Genomic DNA, 15,203 nt, shown 5'->3' with positions numbered 1-15,203 from the left:
GCTGATGGCGTAAGCCGGTGAGTGATAAAACGTAAATCAAACATTGGGACGAGTCCCCAGGCCCATGGCCTGACGCGCGAACCAGCGCTTGGCCGGAGGCAACAGATCAAGGCCCAGCAAACCGATGTTACGACCCGCTGCGATAAGAGGCTCATTACTGCCAAACAGGCGCGTGACCTGATCGGAAAATCCGACCGTGAGCTGTTGATCCAGTCGCTGCTGCTCGCGATACAGCTGCAACGTTGGCAGGTCACCCGGCAGCGTATCGCTGGCCAGTAGCGTCTGCGCCAATGCGTGTGCATCCCGCAGCGACAGATTGAAACCCTGACCGGCAATCGGGTGCAGGCTGTGCGCAGCGTTACCCAGTACGACCAGATGTGAGCGGACTTGTTCTTCCGCTTCGATGAGGTTCAGCGGATACACATGCCGCACCCCGACCTGTTGAAGCGTGCCGAGGCGATAGCCGAACACGCTCTGCAGTTCGTTGAGAAAACTGCGGTCGTCCAGTTCGAGCAAGCGTTGAGTATCCGAACCCTTACGCGTCCAGACCAGCGCACAACGGTTTTCCGGCAGCGGCAACAGCGCCATTGGCCCTTCATCGGTGAAGCGTTCGAACGCCTGACCGCAATGGGCTTCGCTCGGCGTGATGTTGGCGATCAGTGCGCTCTGATTGTAAGGGCGCTGACGAACTCCGATACCCAGTTGTTCGCGCAGGCTCGAACGGCCACCGTCGGCTAGAACCGCCAGATCACATTCCAGTTCGGTTTCGTCGTCAAGCAACAGGCGATAGCCATCCGGCAACGCCTGCATGTGTTTGACTTCGGCCGGGACGCGCCAACTGACCACGTCTTTGTCCAGGCCCTGCCAGAGGCATTGGCCCAGCCAGGCGTTTTCCACCACATAACCCAGCGCGGGTACGCCTTCTTCCATCGCCGACAGGCGCGCAGACCCGAATCGACCACGGTCAGACACTTGAATCTGCAGGATCGGCTCGGCGCGGCGGGCGATGGCTTGCCACAGGCCAAGGCGCTCGTAGATTTGTCGAGCACCGAAGGACAACGCCGAAGAACGGGCGTCGTAGCTCGGCTGATACGTGTCACCAGGGGCGAACTGTTCGATCAACACGATCTTCCAGCCGCGCTCTTTCGCACCGGCCTGTAAAGCCATCGCGAGGCTGGCACCGACCAGGCCGCCGCCAACGATTGCCAGATTGAAACGGCTCATGCAGCAAATTCCGGTTGATTGCGGGCTGCTGCCATCAATGCCTCGATTTCCGTGACGGTTTTGGGTACGTCACCGGTAAGAATTTCACAGCCTTTTTTGGTCACCACGACGTCATCCTCGATTCTTATACCGATACCGCGCCATTTCTTCGCAACCTGCTGATTGTCAGGGGCGACATAGATACCCGGCTCGACCGTCAGGGTCATGCCGACTTCCAGTACCCGCCATTCGCCGCCGACCTTGTAGTCGCCGACGTCATGTACATCCATCCCCAGCCAATGCCCTGCGCGGTGCATGTAAAAAGCCTTGTAGGCTTCGTTGGCGATCAGCTCATCCACATCGCCTTGCAACAAGCCCAGTTCCACCAGACCTTCGGTAATGACCTGGACAGTTGCTTCGTGTGCCTGATTCCAGTGTTTATCCGGGCCAATGGCCGCAAACGCAGCTTCCTGAGATTTGAGCACCAGCTCATAAATTGCTTTCTGCTCAGGAGAAAACTTGCCGCTGACCGGGAAGGTCCGGGAGATATCGCTGGCGTAACAGTCAATCTCGCAACCCGCGTCGATCATCACCAGATCGCCATCCTTGAGCAGCGCATCGTTTTCCTGGTAATGCAGGATGCAGGCGTTGCGGCCCGAAGCAACGATAGAGCCGTAGGCAGGCATCTTCGCGCCGCCTTTACGGAATTCATAATCCAGCTCGGCTTCGAGGCTGAACTCATGCAACCCGGGGCGACAGGCTTGCATCGCACGAACGTGAGCGCGGGCAGAAATCCTCGCAGCTTCACGCATCACTTTGATTTCTGCCGCCGATTTATACAGACGCATGTCGTGGAGCAGGTGATCCAGGGCAACGAATTCGTTTGGCGGCTGAGCGCCCAGATGGGCTTTGGAGCGGATCGCATTGATCCACTCCATCAGGTGCCGATCAAACTCCGCGTTGCTGCCCATGGCCGAGTAAACCCGGTCACGGCCTTCGATGAGGCCGGGAAGGATATCGTCGATATCGTTGATCGGAAACGCGTCGTCAGCGCCGAAGTCGCGGATGGCTCCCTCCTGCCCGGCGCGTAGCCCGTCCCACAGTTCACGCTGAGGATTGCGCTCGCGACAGAACAGCACGTACTCGCCATGTTCACGGCCGGGTATCAACACCACCACCGCTTCAGGTTCCGGGAAGCCGCTCAGGTACTGGAAGTCGCTGTCCTGACGATACACATGTTCGACGTCGCGATTACGTATCGCCACGGCGGCAGCGGGCAGAATAGCGATGCTGTTGGGTTCCATCTGCGCCATCAAAGCCTTGCGTCGACGAGCGTATTCCGACTTTGGGATGTGGATCATAGGCAGGCAGGTTCCCTTTTTAAGCGCCGCGACCATCGTCCGGATGGGCGATGGTCGCGAAAGCGGCGATGAAGGATCAATGCAACGAAGGTTTTGGCTCGGCAGGCTTAGTGGCTTTGTTCAGCTCGGTAAACAACAGCAGCGGTGCGACGCGCAGGTATTCCATGACCTCCATGTAATCGCTTTCGCCGTCGTCGGACTCTTCCAGCGCGTCCTGCACCTGAGCGATGGCCGCCAGATCCTGCAATACTTCCATGGCTTCGGCACTCAAGGCAGTGTCTCCGGCAGTCAGACCAAAACCGGTGAGGAAGCCCTGACACCACTGGCCCAGCGCGATGGCGCGCTCGGCAAGCGGCTCGTCGTCACTCGGGAGCAGTAGAACAACGGTCATGTCGTCACTGGTGAGTTCGCCTTTGACCATTTCCTGCAAGCCGATAAGGGCCTGGCGAACATTGTCTTCGGGGACGGACTCAAGCAACTCTGCCGCGTCGTTCAACCAGTCACCGGAATCGAAGCCGGAACCGGCGCAACTGCGGCCCAGCAACAAGCCGTGCAGTTCAGCGGGAGAGACAGGATGACCGCTGCTGCTGAGCAGGGTGGCGAATGCTTTGTACGGGGAATTCTGAATGGGCATGGGTAGCTAGTCGCCAATCGGCTCAGTGTCTAGAATGAAGGCTTGTATCCTAGACTATCCGGGCCACAAGATCATCTACACGGCCGTACGCGGCGCTTCAGAGGCCGTGGCGTAAAGCCAGCTCCTGTGCCACTCATCAGAAAGTATTCAGTGGGAACCAATGGAAGACACCGACCTGCAAGCGCTGATGGCCCGACTGGAATTACTGATCACTCGAGTCGAGCAACTAAAACGCCAAAACGGACTCCTATTAGCTCAGGAAAAGTCGTGGCGCGAAGAACGCGCTCATTTGATTGAAAAAAACGAAATCGCCCGGCAGAAGGTCGAGACAATGATTTCGCGCCTCAAGGCCCTGGAGCAAGACTCATGAGCAATGGCAACAGCGTCACCGTACAGATCCTCGACAAAGAATATTCGATCATCTGCCCTCAGGAAGAGCGCACCAATCTGGTCAGCGCCGCGCGTTATCTGGATGGCAAGATGCGTGAAATCCGTAGCAGCGGCAAAGTAATCGGTGCCGACCGGATCGCAGTGATGGCCGCGTTGAACATTACTCACGATTTGCTGCATAAGCAGGATTTGCCCGACCTGCAGGCCAGTGGCTCAACTCGCGAACAGGTCCGCGACCTGCTGGATCGCGTTGATCTGGTGCTTGCCACAGACTCCGATTTGCCTCCGGATGCGCCTCGGGGCTGAAATTTCTCACAAGTTTCGGTATACTTGCGCCGCTCCCTGGAGTGCTTGCCAGTCGGTCATGTCCCTGAGCCGATACGCACAACCACGGGGGTTGCACGTTGGGGTTGGTGTGCATGTCCGCTCGACGGAAAGCCTTAAAACCTCCTGCAATCTCCACCTTGAACTTTCGGGTTCAAGGGCTACACCGACAGCGGTTCGTCGGGGAGTCTCAATTCTGAGTGTTGCCGGTTTCATTCGACAACACTGTCCACGAGGTCGTCGCCCTGGCGTCCTCGATCCTGGTTCAACCGTGATGGATCAGTCTGCATGTCCCGCCGCTCATGACCAGTGACGCACCGCTCACACGCCAGCAATTGCGCCGACAATTACGTCAGGCTCGCCGCGCCTTGAGCGCCAGTGAACAGCGCGAAGCGGCACGCGGCATTTATCGGCAACTGGCTCAACATCCCCTGTTTCGTCGCGCCAGGCACATCTCGCTTTACCTGCCCATGGATGGCGAGATTGATCCGCGGCTATTACTGCGCGCCGCACAGAAACGCGGCAAAGCCACTTATCTTCCTGTGCTCAGCGCCTGGCCTAGAACCAAGATGGTGTTCCAGCGGGTCAAGCCCGGGGAGAAACTCAAACCCAACCGCTTCCGCATTCCAGAGCCGCGTATCAATCCGGCGAAACAGCGCAAAATCTGGGCGCTGGATTTGATCCTGATGCCGTTGGTAGGTTTTGATGATGAAGGCGGGCGCTTGGGTATGGGCGGCGGCTTCTACGATCGCAGTCTGGCGTATCGCTCACGCATAAAAGCCTGGCAAAAGCCTGTATTGCTTGGGCTTGCCCATGAGTGTCAGAAGGTTGAGCGTCTGGCGCAAGCCAGTTGGGATGTGCCGTTGGATGGCACAGTGTCGGATAAGCGCTGGTATCTGGTTTGAGATCCGGGCTTTCGAACTGTAGGAGCGCGCTTGCCCGCGATAGCGTCAGGTCAGGCAATGAATATTTTGTTTGGAAATACGCATCGCGGGCAAGCGCGCTCCTATGGGGATCACGGCAAGTTAGTGTCGCGAAGGATACTTCTGCTGCTGTTGAGTGATCTCGACCGGTGCATCAGTCTTGCTGGCCCATAAACTTTGCGCATAACCCGTAGTGACGACACCCAAGCCGAACAAAATAACCAAAATCCAAAGTAAATCCGGCTTGCGTTTCATTGACTGCCCTCCTTAGGCAAATCAATACGATGTCAGCATCGGTTTTTTGTATAGGCCGTGCAGCAGCGTGGAGCTTAAAATCCCGGCATTTTGCGACAACACGTGCTCACACGCAAACGTTGACGCCAGCCGACTGTCGGTTTGTCATGAAACTGTCTGACAACTTGTCCGCGGCACATTTCAGGAGCAACAAATATGGCCTACTGGCTGATGAAATCAGAGCCCGATGAGCTCTCTATCACTGACCTTAAAAAGCTTGGCACCGCGCGCTGGGACGGTATTCGCAACTATCAGGCGCGTAATTTTCTACGTGACATGGCGGTTGGCGACGAATTTTTCTTTTACCACTCCAGTTGCCCGGAGCCCGGTATTGCCGGGATTGCGCGCATCACCCAGGCAGCGTATCCGGATCCGACTGCGCTGGATCCGAAGAGTCACTATTTCGATGCCAAGGCCACTGCTGACAAAAATCAGTGGAGCGCAGTCGATGTGGCTTTCGTTGAAGCCTTCCCGAATGTGCTCAGCCTGGGTTATTTGAAGCAGCAAAGCGCGCTGGAGGAGTTACCACTGGTGCAGAAGGGCACTCGCCTGTCCGTCATGCCAGTGACCGCCGAACAGTGGGCGGCGATCCTGGCATTGCGTTAACCGTTACTGAACGATGAAGTTGTTGAACAACAAATCTTCAACGATCGGCTTGCCTTCTTCGTCATTCATGACTTGCTGAACCTGCTTGAGCGCTTCCTGACGCAGCTTCTCTTTGGCTTCGGCACTGGTCATGGTGTCGACGGTCTGCTGAGTAAACAGCGCCACCAACTGGTTGCGGATCAACGGATCGTTACGCTTTACCGCAGCCTGTGCTTCCGGACCGGTCACTCGCAGAGCGATATCGGCCTTGAAGACGCGTAGCTTCGGGCCGCCATCCAGTGCGTAATTGCCCACGAAAGGTGGTGTCAGGGATACATAGGCAACCTTGGGCGCCTCACCTTCTTTGGCCGCTTCTTCATTCGCCAGCGCCATGGTTGGCAACGACAAGGCCAACAACATCAAGATCCACGCTTTCACAGTCCACTCCTTTATCCGGTTTGCCGCCTAGCTTACTTGAGCTTATGCATGAGTATCAGGGCGGATCATGCTCATTGACCCGAAAATCTACATACCTGAACGTATCGGCCACAAATCCAAAAGGAATAGTCTGATGAAAGCCTTGCTGTGCAAAGCGTTCGGCCCCGCCGAAACCCTCGTCCTTGAAGACATCGCCAGCCCGCAAATCAAGAAGAACGAAATCCTGCTGGATGTGCATGCCGCCGGGGTCAACTTTCCCGATACGTTGATCATCGAAGGCAAGTACCAATTCAAACCGCCATTTCCCTTTTCCCCAGGTGGAGAGGCGGCAGGTGTTGTCGCTGCGGTTGGCGAAAAAGTCAGCCATCTCAAAGTCGGCGACCGAGTGATGGCTCTCACCGGCTGGGGCGGCTTTGCCGAGCAAGTCGCCGTACCCGCATACAACGTATTACCCATGCCGCCCGCCATGGACTTCAATACCGCCGCCGCTTTCAGCATGACCTACGGCACCTCCATGCACGCGCTTAAACAACGCGCCAACCTGCAAGCCGGCGAAACCTTGCTAGTGCTCGGGGCTTCGGGGGGCGTCGGTCTGGCCGCTGTTGAAATCGGCAAAGCCATGGGCGCCCACGTTATCGCCGCCGCCAGCTCTGCGGAAAAACTCGCCGTTGCCAAACAGGCTGGCGCAGACGAACTGATCAACTACAGCGAAGCCAATCTGAAAGAGGAAATCAAACGCCTCACCAACGGCCACGGTGTCGATGTCATCTACGATCCGGTCGGCGGCGACCTCTTCGACCAGGCCATCCGCTCCATCGCCTGGAACGGCCGCCTGCTGGTCGTCGGCTTCGCCAGCGGCCGCATTCCCGAACTGCCGGTCAACCTCGCACTGTTGAAAGGTGCTGCCGTGATCGGCGTGTTCTGGGGATCATTTGCGCAACGTCAGCCGGAAGATAACGTCGCGAACTTTCAGCAATTGTTTGGTTGGTATGCGCAGGGCAAGTTGAAGCCGTTGGTATCGAAGGTTTATCCGCTGGAAGAGGCGGGGCTGGCGATTAATTCGTTGGGGGAGAGGCGGGCAGTTGGGAAGGTGGTTGTTGGTATTAGGTGAAACGATTCTGCTTGGTAATTTAGCGGCATGTTCGTAAAGCAACACGCGACGCTCCATGTTTCCTGCAAATTCTTGCGTAATAAGCAGTGCTTTTTTCTGTAATGAAAATGTAATATTCGCTTTCGCGCAGAAAAATAAAAAATGGAGTGTCTCGATGTTTGGTTTCTTCCGTCCCGCCGCACATCAGGCGCCCCTGCCTGAAGAAAAGGTCGACAGTACCTACCGACGTCTGCGCTGGCAGATTTTCGCGGGTATCTTTATCGGCTACGCCGGTTACTACCTGCTTCGTAAAAACTTCTCGTTGGCGATGCCTTATCTGATAGATGAGGGCTACACCCGTGGACAGCTGGGCGTGGCCATGTCGGCCATTGCAATTGCCTACGGCTTGTCCAAGTTCCTGATGGGCATCGTTTCCGACCGTTCCAACCCTCGATATTTCCTGCCTTTCGGTTTGCTGGTGTCGGCGGGCGTGATGTTCATATTCGGCTTCGCGCCCTGGGCGACGTCCAGCGTGACGATCATGTTCATTCTGTTGTTCATCAACGGCTGGGCGCAGGGCATGGGCTGGCCGCCAAGCGGACGGACCATGGTGCACTGGTGGTCGCAGAAAGAGCGCGGCGGTGTGGTGTCGGTGTGGAACGTGGCGCACAACGTGGGGGGTGGTCTGATTGGTCCGCTGTTCCTGTTGGGCCTAGGCTGGACCAACGACTGGCACGCAGCATTCTACGTGCCTGCCGCGGTGGCGTTGCTGGTTGCAGTGTTTGCTTTCGCGACCATGCGTGACACTCCGCAATCGGTTGGTTTGCCACCCATCGAGCATTACAAGAACGACTATCCGGAAGGCTACGATGCCAGCCACGAAGAAGAATTTTCGGCCAAGGAAATCTTCGTCAAATACGTGCTGCGCAACAAAATGCTGTGGTACATCGCCTTGGCTAACGTGTTCGTTTATCTGCTGCGCTATGGGGTGCTGGACTGGGCGCCGACCTACCTGAAAGAAGCCAAGCACTTTACGGTCGACAAGACTTCCTGGGCTTACTTCCTTTATGAGTGGGCGGGTATTCCGGGCACGCTGCTGTGCGGCTGGATGTCGGACAAGATCTTCAAAGGCAACCGCGGCCTGACGGGCGTGGTATTCATGGTTCTGGTGACCGTTGCGACACTGGTTTACTGGCTGAATCCGCCGGGTAATCCGACCGTCGATATGATCGCGCTGGTCTCCATCGGCTTCCTGATCTACGGCCCGGTCATGTTGATCGGCTTGCAGGCACTGGAGCTGGTACCAAAAAAAGCAGCGGGTACAGCGGCAGGCTTTACGGGTCTGTTCGGTTACCTGGGTGGCTCGGTCGCCGCCAGTGCTGCGATGGGCTATACCGTTGACCACTTCGGTTGGGATGGCGGGTTTGTCTTGCTGATCGGTGCTTGCGTGCTGTCTATCGTCTTCTTGCTGCCGACGTTGTGGCATAAGCAGGTGGCGAGTACGAGTCGCTAAGGCGACGGCTGGATATCGCCCGTAGGATCCACTGAATGTAGTGGAACCTGTGGGAGCAGGGCTTGCCCGCGATAGAGGCGACGCGATCTAAAGTGAACCGCGTCCAACCTTATCGCGGGCAAGCCCGGCTCCCACATTCCCCACGGCAGGTTCGGTGTTTGTCACACCCCCTGCTCCTCAACCCAGCACCGCTTCAACCGGGCCTCCAGATTCAGATCCGGCATGGCGTGGCTGCGCAGCGCATTGGCGGTTTGTTCGACGTAGTCGCGCGTGGTGCCGTAGCGGCCGCTAGCGCTGGCCAGCACCTGACTGAGTACGCTGTCCGGCAAATTGCCTGCGTAACTGGGTAGATGTCGCTCTAGCACAAATCCGAGCGCTTGAACCCGTCGGCCGTCAGCAAGGCGGCAACTGAGCCAATGTGGGCGGTAGGAAGGGAAGGGCATTTCTCGCTGCCACAGGGCAAGCAGCGATTCTTCAAGATTGTCTTCCGGCAAGCGGTAAGCAAAGCCGCTGCATGAGCCGCCGCGATCCAGGCCAAACACCAGGCCGGGCATTTCCGGTGTTCCCCGATGCTCGTGCGACCACAGGTACAAACCGCGATGGTAACCATGAATACGCCCGCGTTGGCGCTCCACAGCTGTGCACTCGGGCCGCCAGATTAATGACCCGTATGCGAACAGCCACACGGGTCCACCTTCATGGCGCTGCATGGTTTTTTTCATCGAAAGCATCAATTGCTCGCGGGTCAGTTGCGGACCCAGATCGATGATGGGTGGATACGTCAGCCCCAGACCGTCGTGAACGGCCGCTGACAAGCTGTTGATTTGATTCTCCATTCGGGCTCCCCTGGCCTGTACGCTGCCAGTTGTAGCGGATCTGAGTGAGTGACGCGCTGCAACGCGAGCTTGGATAAATCGATGACGTGAGCCCCGGCTTGATGACCAAGCCGACGGGCGATCACGTTTCACGGCTGAAACAGTTGCATCTATTTAATTAAAAAAACAATGCAATTAGCAATCCATGCAAGTTAACCCCTAACGGATTTGCGGAATCTTCCCGATGAACGACGTGTAATGGTCACGTTTAATTTAAGGATGATTCCTACATGACATTGGGATCATTCCGCTTACAGAGTCAACCACCCGAGTCGTATAACGCCCAGCCTCAAAGTCATAAGCAGTACATCCGGCCATGAAAGTAGATGCGGTTATAAAGGTGATGTGGCTTTTAACGCTGGGCGCTGGGGCCCTGCAAGCAAAGGCTGATGTACAGGCAGAGTCGGACAGGGAAGGTTTTTGGGTCGTGCAGACCAGTGTGTACACGAGGCATTTCTCGCCCTCGCCGGAGCATAACAACCGCCAAAACCTTATCGGCCTTGAGCACAACGAGCCATCAGGGCTGGTCTATGGCGGCGCCACTTTTCGCAACTCATTCGCGCAGCGTTCCGTTTACGGCTATGTGGGTAAACGCTTTAACAGCAGCCGGTTTCCCGCGGTGTACCTGAAAATCACGGGTGGGCTGTTGCATGGCTATCGGGGCGAATACCGAGACAAGATTCCGCTGAATCGATACGGCGTAGCGCCCGTGATCATTCCCGGAGTGGGAGTCAATCTGGGGCCTGTCGTCGCGGAAGCCGTCCTGTTGGGGGCTTCCGCTGCGATGCTTAACGTCGGTTTTCGTTTTTGACGGTGGCCTGATCAGGGCCGTGGCGCGTAGGCGAAGACGTCAGCGCGCATTTGGTGTGCGTCCATTCCGGCGCTGACGAGGGCGTCGAGGGTCGCGTAGATCATGGCCGGTGAGCCGCTGGCGTAGACGTGTACTGCCGAGAGATCGTAAATGTCTTCGCAGACGGCTTCATGGAGCATGCCGCAGCGTCCTTCCCAACCACACAGGTCGCTGACCACTTTGTGCAGAAACAGGTTAGGCAGCTTCTTCCACTCTTCCCAATGCTTGATCTCGTAGAAGTCATCCGGACGACGCGCGCCCCAGTACAGGTGCACCGGGTGAGCGAAGCCTTTGGCGCGGCAGTGTTCGATCAGGCTGTGCATCTGCGCCATGCCGGTACCGGCGGCGATCAATACCAGCGGGCCATCAGGCAGATCGGCCAGGTGTGTGTCACCAAACGGTAGTTCGACGCGAGCCATCTGATCGCGTTGCAGTTGTTCGATCAGGCTTTGCGCGCTGGCTTCGCGGACCAGTACATGCATTTCCAGATCGCGACCGCTGTGGGGAGCGGACGCCAGAGAGAACGCCGATTTCTCGCCGCTGTCCTTGTGGATCATCAAGTACTGACCGGCGTGATAACGCGGCGGCTTGCCAGCCGGGGCGCGCAAGCCTACCCGCCAGACATCGCCACCGACTTCAACACACTCGCTTAACTGGCAGGCGAATGTACGAACGGGCAGCTCACCGAGAGCGAGCACGCCGTCCCATAGCACTTCGCAGTCTTCCAGCGGTTCTGCGAGGCAGGTATAGATCTCGCCGTGGGTCAGCTCGTCGTCGGCCTGTCTCACGCGGCCTTGGACCAGCAGCGCCGAGCACACATGGCAGTTGCCGTTGCGACAGCTTTGCGGGCATTCGTAACCCAAACGTTGCGCGGCATCGAGAATCCGCTCACCGGGCAAGGTTTCCAGCACTGCACCCGAAGGCTGCAAAGTCACGCGCATCAATCTATTCCCAACTGATTCCAGATTTCGTCGACCCGGCGAGTCGTGGCTTCGTCCTTGACGATCACCCGACCCCACTCACGTGTAGTTTCGCCTGGCCATTTATGCGTTGCATCCAGCCCCATTTTCGAACCCAGTCCGGAAACCGGTGAGGCGAAATCCAGATAATCAATCGGCGTGTTTTCGATCATTACCGTGTCGCGCTTGGGGTCCATGCGCGTGGTAATGGCCCAGATCACGTCGTTCCAGTCCCGAGCATTGATATCGTCGTCGGTGACGATAACGAACTTGGTGTACATGAACTGTCGCAAAAACGACCACACGCCGAGCATTACGCGCTTTGCGTGGCCAGGGTACTGCTTCTTCATGGTCACCACCGCCATACGGTACGAGCAGCCTTCGGGCGGCAAATAGAAGTCGGTGATTTCCGGGAACTGCTTTTGGAGGATCGGCACGAACACTTCGTTCAATGCAACGCCAAGAATCGCCGGCTCATCAGGTGGACGGCCGGTGTAAGTGCTGTGATAAATCGGCTTGATACGATGAGTGATGCGCTCGACGGTGAACACTGGGAAGCTATCGACTTCGTTGTAATAGCCGGTGTGGTCGCCGTACGGGCCTTCATCGGCCATTTCGCCGGGATGAATCACGCCTTCCAGAACGATTTCCGCGCTGGCGGGCACTTGCAGGTTATTGCCACGGCACTTGATCAGCTCTGTGCGATTGCCCCGCAGCAAGCCTGCGAAGGCATATTCGGAGAGGCTGTCCGGCACCGGCGTCACAGCGCCGAGAATCGTCGCCGGATCTGCACCCAGCGCAACGGACACCGGGAATGGCTCGCCAGGATGCTTGAGACACCATTCCTTGAAGTCCAGCGCGCCGCCACGATGGCTCAACCAGCGCATGATGACTTTGTTGCGGCCGATGACCTGTTGGCGATAAATGCCCAGATTCTGCCGTTCTTTATTCGGACCGCGAGTCACGGTCAGGCCCCAGGTGATCAGCGGGCCAACGTCGCCAGGCCAGCAGGTCTGAACGGGTAGCATGCCCAGATCCACATCGTCGCCTTCAATGACGATCTCCTGGCAAGGGGCGTCTTTGACAACCTTGGGGGCCATGGAGATGACTTTTTTGAAGATCGGCAGCTTGGACCAAGCGTCTTTCAAACCCTTGGGAGGCTCGGGCTCTTTGAGGAATGCCAGCAGTTTGCCGATCTCCCGCAGTTCGCTGACTTCTTCAGCGCCCATGCCCATGGCGACGCGTTCTGGCGTGCCGAACAGGTTGCCCAGCACCGGGATGTCAAAGCCCACTGGCTTTTCGAACAGCAGAGCCGGGCCCTTGGCGCGCAAGGTCCGATCGCAGATTTCGGTCATTTCCAACACTGGGGAAATCGGCATCTGAATGCGTTTCAACTCTCCGCGCTGCTCAAGCTGCTGCACGAAATCCCGTAGATCCTTGAATTTCATTAACCCGGCCACCGATAAAATAGGTTCGTATCGTACCTGCTCTTAGAGTTCGTGGCAGCTTTGAAGTATCGGGATTGGGTCGCTAATACCAATTCTGGTAATGCATTCCTGTGGGAGCGAGGCTTGCCCGCGATGAGGCTGGACTCGATTCCAGGTAAAAACCGCGGCACTCTCATCGCGGGCAAGCCTCGCTCCCACAGGGATTTCGCGCTATTTCAGAATAAAAAATGGCGCCGGTGAGGGCGCCATTTTTTGTGCTGCGTTCTGCCTGTTACTTGCGTTTCATCGACAGGAAGAACTCGTCGTTGGTCTTGGTCTGCTTCAGCTTGTCGATCAGGAACTCGATAGCAGCGACTTCGTCCATCGGGTGCAGCAGTTTGCGCAGGATCCACATACGTTGCAGCTCGTCATCGGCGGTCAGCAACTCTTCGCGGCGGGTGCCGGAGCGGTTGATGTTGATGGCCGGGAACACACGCTTCTCAGCGATCTTGCGATCCAGAGGCAGCTCCATGTTGCCGGTGCCTTTGAATTCTTCGTAGATCACTTCGTCCATCTTCGAGCCGGTTTCAACCAGCGCGGTGGCGATGATGGTCAGCGAGCCGCCTTCTTCGATGTTCCGTGCTGCGCCGAAGAAACGTTTCGGTTTCTCCAGAGCGTGGGCATCGACACCACCGGTCAGTACCTTGCCGGAGCTAGGAATCACGGTGTTGTAAGCACGAGCCAGACGGGTGATGGAGTCGAGCAGGATCACCACGTCTTTTTTGTGTTCGACAAGGCGCTTGGCCTTCTCGATCACCATTTCAGCAACCTGTACGTGACGGGTTGGTGGTTCGTCGAACGTCGAGGCAACCACTTCGCCGCGCACGGTGCGCTGCATTTCGGTTACTTCTTCCGGACGTTCATCGATCAGCAAAACGATCAGATGCACTTCCGGGTTGTTACGCGTGATGTTCGACGCGATGTTCTGCAGCATGATGGTCTTGCCCGCTTTTGGCGGAGCAACGATCAGGCCGCGCTGGCCTTTACCGATCGGTGCGCACAAGTCGATCACACGGCCAGTCAGATCTTCAGTGGAACCGTTACCGGCTTCCATCTTCATGCGCACGTTCGGGAACAACGGCGTCAGGTTTTCGAAGAGGATTTTGTTCTTCGCGTTTTCCGGACGGTCGTAGTTGATCGTGTCGACCTTGAGCAGTGCGAAGTAACGTTCGCCTTCTTTCGGTGGACGGATCTTGCCGACGATGGTGTCGCCAGTGCGAAGGTTGAAGCGGCGGATCTGGCTCGGCGAGACATAGATATCGTCCGGGCCGGCGAGATAGGAAGCGTCTGCAGAGCGCAGGAAACCGAAGCCGTCCTGGAGGATCTCCAGCACGCCATCACCGGAAATTTCCTCGCCGCTTTTGGCGTGCTTTTTCAGCAGGGAGAAAATCACATCCTGCTTGCGCGAACGGGCCATATTTTCTATGCCCATCTGTTCGGCCATTTCGAGCAGATCGGTAATCGGCTTTTGCTTGAGTTCAGTCAGATTCATAGGGGAATGACGTAATCATGTAGGGAGGGGAAAAATTAAGCTTTTGGGCTTAATGAGGCCGCGCCGCAGAGAAGGCGACAGGATCGCGTACTAAATCGAAAGGAGAGCGTCGGCGACGGCTAGCAGGGGGCAACGGAGAAGCCGTTGCGGGGCCGAATGTACCACTTGATTTTCGAGACGTCTAGTATGACGCCAGAAAAAAAGCCCCGCAATTTGCAGGGCTTTGATACATCAGATGTTAGCGTCGAGGAACGCTGCCAACTGAGACTTCGACAGCGCACCCACTTTGGTGGCTTCGACGTTGCCATTCTTGAACAGCATCAGCGTCGGGATACCACGCACGCCATGCTTGGCCGGGGTTTCCTGATTTTCGTCAATGTTCAGCTTGGCGATAGTCAGCTTGCCTTTGTAGGTTTCGGCGATTTCGTCCAGAACCGGGGCAATCATTTTGCACGGGCCACACCACTCAGCCCAGTAATCAACTAGTACAGCACCGTCAGCCTTGAGGACGTCGGCTTCAAAGCTGGCGTCGCTGACATGCTTGATAAGGTCGCTACTCATGGAGTTCTCCGAGTTAGTAGGCTAAAAATCGTGGCCCATCATAGCGGGCCTTGCCCCGTTCAGGAAGTCGGCTTTGATTGAGTCTGGCTATAGACGTCCATGAATCTGGTTATAGGGGGGAGGTTTTTAGTGAGGCCGATCTTCAATCAACGTGAAACTTCAGCCTCAATGCAATTTGTAGGAGCTGCCGAAGGCTGCGATGGCGATGTATCAGAATGAACGCT

The 15,203-nt window shown here is 56.9% G+C and carries 17 protein-coding genes and 1 other RNA gene; 8 read left to right on the top strand and 10 right to left on the bottom strand.

Annotated elements, in window-relative coordinates:
- Positions 1-36: 36 nt before the first annotated feature.
- The 3 genes from ubiH to KDX30_RS07335 form a co-directional block, all read right to left on the bottom strand.
- Positions 37-1,224 carry a 2-octaprenyl-6-methoxyphenyl hydroxylase gene (gene ubiH, locus KDX30_RS07345; protein ID WP_099268366.1) on the bottom strand — a complete coding sequence of 396 codons (1,188 nt, stop codon included), beginning with the start codon at positions 1,222-1,224 and terminating at the stop codon, positions 37-39.
- A complete protein-coding gene (gene pepP / locus KDX30_RS07340; protein WP_027902402.1) occupies positions 1,221-2,564 on the bottom strand; it encodes a Xaa-Pro aminopeptidase in 1,344 nt (447 codons plus the stop codon). The genes ubiH and pepP overlap by 4 nt, the downstream gene beginning before the upstream one ends.
- A gap of 76 nt (positions 2,565-2,640) precedes the next feature.
- Positions 2,641-3,198: a YecA/YgfB family protein gene (locus tag KDX30_RS07335; protein ID WP_027902403.1), complete on the bottom strand. Its 558-nt coding sequence runs from the start codon at positions 3,196-3,198 to the stop codon at positions 2,641-2,643.
- 160 nt (positions 3,199-3,358) lie between these two features.
- On the opposite strand from KDX30_RS07335, the gene KDX30_RS07330 reads away from it, so the two are divergent.
- The 4 genes from KDX30_RS07330 (at position 3,359) to KDX30_RS07315 (ending at position 4,817) form a co-directional block, all read left to right on the top strand.
- Positions 3,359-3,568: a TIGR02449 family protein gene (locus tag KDX30_RS07330; protein WP_027902404.1), complete on the top strand. Its 210-nt coding sequence runs from the start codon at positions 3,359-3,361 to the stop codon at positions 3,566-3,568.
- Complete coding sequence (locus tag KDX30_RS07325) at positions 3,565-3,894, top strand: cell division protein ZapA (protein ID WP_027902405.1); 330 nt, start codon at positions 3,565-3,567, stop codon at positions 3,892-3,894. Before KDX30_RS07330 ends, KDX30_RS07325 begins: the two co-directional genes overlap by 4 nt.
- Before the next feature lie 30 nt (positions 3,895-3,924).
- A non-coding RNA gene (gene ssrS, locus KDX30_RS07320) (6S RNA) lies at positions 3,925-4,103 on the top strand.
- 111 nt (positions 4,104-4,214) lie between these two features.
- Positions 4,215-4,817, top strand: coding sequence for a 5-formyltetrahydrofolate cyclo-ligase (locus KDX30_RS07315; RefSeq protein WP_231675388.1), 603 nt, complete (start codon positions 4,215-4,217; stop codon positions 4,815-4,817).
- Positions 4,818-4,937: 120 nt separating this feature from the next.
- On the opposite strand, the gene KDX30_RS07310 is transcribed toward KDX30_RS07315, so the two are convergent.
- Positions 4,938-5,090 carry a hypothetical protein gene (locus KDX30_RS07310; protein ID WP_049826714.1) on the bottom strand — a complete coding sequence of 51 codons (153 nt, stop codon included), beginning with the start codon at positions 5,088-5,090 and terminating at the stop codon, positions 4,938-4,940.
- 195 nt (positions 5,091-5,285) lie between these two features.
- Here KDX30_RS07310 and KDX30_RS07305 point away from each other — a divergent pair, with 195 nt between their 5' ends.
- The gene (locus KDX30_RS07305; protein WP_231675387.1) at positions 5,286-5,735 is read left to right on the top strand and encodes an EVE domain-containing protein; all 450 of its coding nucleotides are present in this window, start codon (positions 5,286-5,288) and stop codon (positions 5,733-5,735) included.
- A gap of 3 nt (positions 5,736-5,738) precedes the next feature.
- Here the strand turns inward: KDX30_RS07305 and KDX30_RS07300 are convergent, their stop codons facing one another.
- On the bottom strand, positions 5,739-6,152 hold the full coding sequence (locus KDX30_RS07300; RefSeq protein WP_027898174.1) for a flagellar basal body-associated protein FliL: 414 nt from the start codon (positions 6,150-6,152) through the stop codon (positions 5,739-5,741).
- A 133-nt stretch (positions 6,153-6,285) separates the two neighbouring features.
- On the opposite strand from KDX30_RS07300, the gene KDX30_RS07295 reads away from it, so the two are divergent.
- Together KDX30_RS07295 and glpT are read left to right on the top strand one after the other, a co-directional pair.
- Entirely contained in the window at positions 6,286-7,263 is a 978-nt protein-coding gene (locus KDX30_RS07295) for an NADPH:quinone oxidoreductase family protein (protein ID WP_231675386.1), read from the top strand.
- Positions 7,264-7,417: 154 nt separating this feature from the next.
- Positions 7,418-8,755 carry a glycerol-3-phosphate transporter gene (gene glpT, locus KDX30_RS07290; RefSeq protein WP_231675385.1) on the top strand — a complete coding sequence of 446 codons (1,338 nt, stop codon included), beginning with the start codon at positions 7,418-7,420 and terminating at the stop codon, positions 8,753-8,755.
- Positions 8,756-8,916: 161 nt separating this feature from the next.
- Here glpT and KDX30_RS07285 read toward each other — a convergent pair whose 3' ends face one another.
- Positions 8,917-9,591: a gamma-glutamylcyclotransferase gene (locus tag KDX30_RS07285; RefSeq protein WP_231667615.1), complete on the bottom strand. Its 675-nt coding sequence runs from the start codon at positions 9,589-9,591 to the stop codon at positions 8,917-8,919.
- A 355-nt stretch (positions 9,592-9,946) separates the two neighbouring features.
- Between KDX30_RS07285 and KDX30_RS07280 the strand changes: the two genes are divergently transcribed.
- Positions 9,947-10,441 carry a sn-glycerol-3-phosphate transporter gene (locus KDX30_RS07280; RefSeq protein ID WP_406643778.1) on the top strand — a complete coding sequence of 165 codons (495 nt, stop codon included), beginning with the start codon at positions 9,947-9,949 and terminating at the stop codon, positions 10,439-10,441.
- Between the two features lie 11 nt (positions 10,442-10,452).
- Here KDX30_RS07280 and KDX30_RS07275 read toward each other — a convergent pair whose 3' ends face one another.
- From KDX30_RS07275 to trxA, 4 genes are all read right to left on the bottom strand, one after another.
- The gene (locus KDX30_RS07275; RefSeq protein WP_231675384.1) at positions 10,453-11,421 is read right to left on the bottom strand and encodes a CDP-6-deoxy-delta-3,4-glucoseen reductase; all 969 of its coding nucleotides are present in this window, start codon (positions 11,419-11,421) and stop codon (positions 10,453-10,455) included.
- Entirely contained in the window at positions 11,421-12,887 is a 1,467-nt protein-coding gene (gene ubiD / locus KDX30_RS07270; protein ID WP_027898623.1) for a 4-hydroxy-3-polyprenylbenzoate decarboxylase, read from the bottom strand. Before ubiD ends, KDX30_RS07275 begins: the two co-directional genes overlap by 1 nt.
- Positions 12,888-13,158: 271 nt before the next feature.
- Positions 13,159-14,418, bottom strand: coding sequence for a transcription termination factor Rho (gene rho / locus KDX30_RS07265; RefSeq protein ID WP_024689162.1), 1,260 nt, complete (start codon positions 14,416-14,418; stop codon positions 13,159-13,161).
- Positions 14,419-14,649: 231 nt separating this feature from the next.
- Positions 14,650-14,979 (bottom strand): thioredoxin TrxA, encoded by a 330-nt coding sequence (gene trxA, locus KDX30_RS07260; RefSeq protein ID WP_005792406.1) that lies wholly within the window; start codon positions 14,977-14,979, stop codon positions 14,650-14,652.
- Positions 14,980-15,203 lie beyond the last annotated feature (224 nt).

The sequence above is a fragment of the Pseudomonas quasicaspiana genome, from assembly GCF_021147825.1.
GTDB lineage: Bacteria > Pseudomonadota > Gammaproteobacteria > Pseudomonadales > Pseudomonadaceae > Aquipseudomonas > Aquipseudomonas quasicaspiana.
Note: the sequence above shows the minus strand (reverse complement) of the source record. Positions and strands in the feature narration are given on the sequence as shown.

Bases quoted from the DNA above. Each gene is read 5' to 3' on its own strand.
- rho (WP_024689162.1), bottom strand. From the start codon at position 14,418: ATGAATCTGACTGAACTCAAGCAAAAGCCGATTACCGATCTGCTCGAA.
- ubiH (WP_099268366.1), bottom strand. From the start codon at position 1,224: ATGAGCCGTTTCAATCTGGCAATCGTTGGCGGCGGCCTGGTCGGTGCC.
- ubiD (WP_027898623.1), bottom strand. From the start codon at position 12,887: ATGAAATTCAAGGATCTACGGGATTTCGTGCAGCAGCTTGAGCAGCGC.
- KDX30_RS07295 (WP_231675386.1), top strand. From the start codon at position 6,286: ATGAAAGCCTTGCTGTGCAAAGCGTTCGGCCCCGCCGAAACCCTCGTC.
- KDX30_RS07310 (WP_049826714.1), bottom strand. From the start codon at position 5,090: ATGAAACGCAAGCCGGATTTACTTTGGATTTTGGTTATTTTGTTCGGC.
- KDX30_RS07335 (WP_027902403.1), bottom strand. From the start codon at position 3,198: ATGCCCATTCAGAATTCCCCGTACAAAGCATTCGCCACCCTGCTCAGC.
- KDX30_RS07330 (WP_027902404.1), top strand. From the start codon at position 3,359: ATGGAAGACACCGACCTGCAAGCGCTGATGGCCCGACTGGAATTACTG.
- KDX30_RS07315 (WP_231675388.1), top strand. From the start codon at position 4,215: ATGACCAGTGACGCACCGCTCACACGCCAGCAATTGCGCCGACAATTA.
- trxA (WP_005792406.1), bottom strand. From the start codon at position 14,979: ATGAGTAGCGACCTTATCAAGCATGTCAGCGACGCCAGCTTTGAAGCC.
- KDX30_RS07305 (WP_231675387.1), top strand. From the start codon at position 5,286: ATGGCCTACTGGCTGATGAAATCAGAGCCCGATGAGCTCTCTATCACT.
- pepP (WP_027902402.1), bottom strand. From the start codon at position 2,564: ATGATCCACATCCCAAAGTCGGAATACGCTCGTCGACGCAAGGCTTTG.
- glpT (WP_231675385.1), top strand. From the start codon at position 7,418: ATGTTTGGTTTCTTCCGTCCCGCCGCACATCAGGCGCCCCTGCCTGAA.
- KDX30_RS07285 (WP_231667615.1), bottom strand. From the start codon at position 9,591: ATGGAGAATCAAATCAACAGCTTGTCAGCGGCCGTTCACGACGGTCTG.
- KDX30_RS07275 (WP_231675384.1), bottom strand. From the start codon at position 11,421: ATGCGCGTGACTTTGCAGCCTTCGGGTGCAGTGCTGGAAACCTTGCCC.
- KDX30_RS07280 (WP_406643778.1), top strand. From the start codon at position 9,947: ATGAAAGTAGATGCGGTTATAAAGGTGATGTGGCTTTTAACGCTGGGC.
- KDX30_RS07325 (WP_027902405.1), top strand. From the start codon at position 3,565: ATGAGCAATGGCAACAGCGTCACCGTACAGATCCTCGACAAAGAATAT.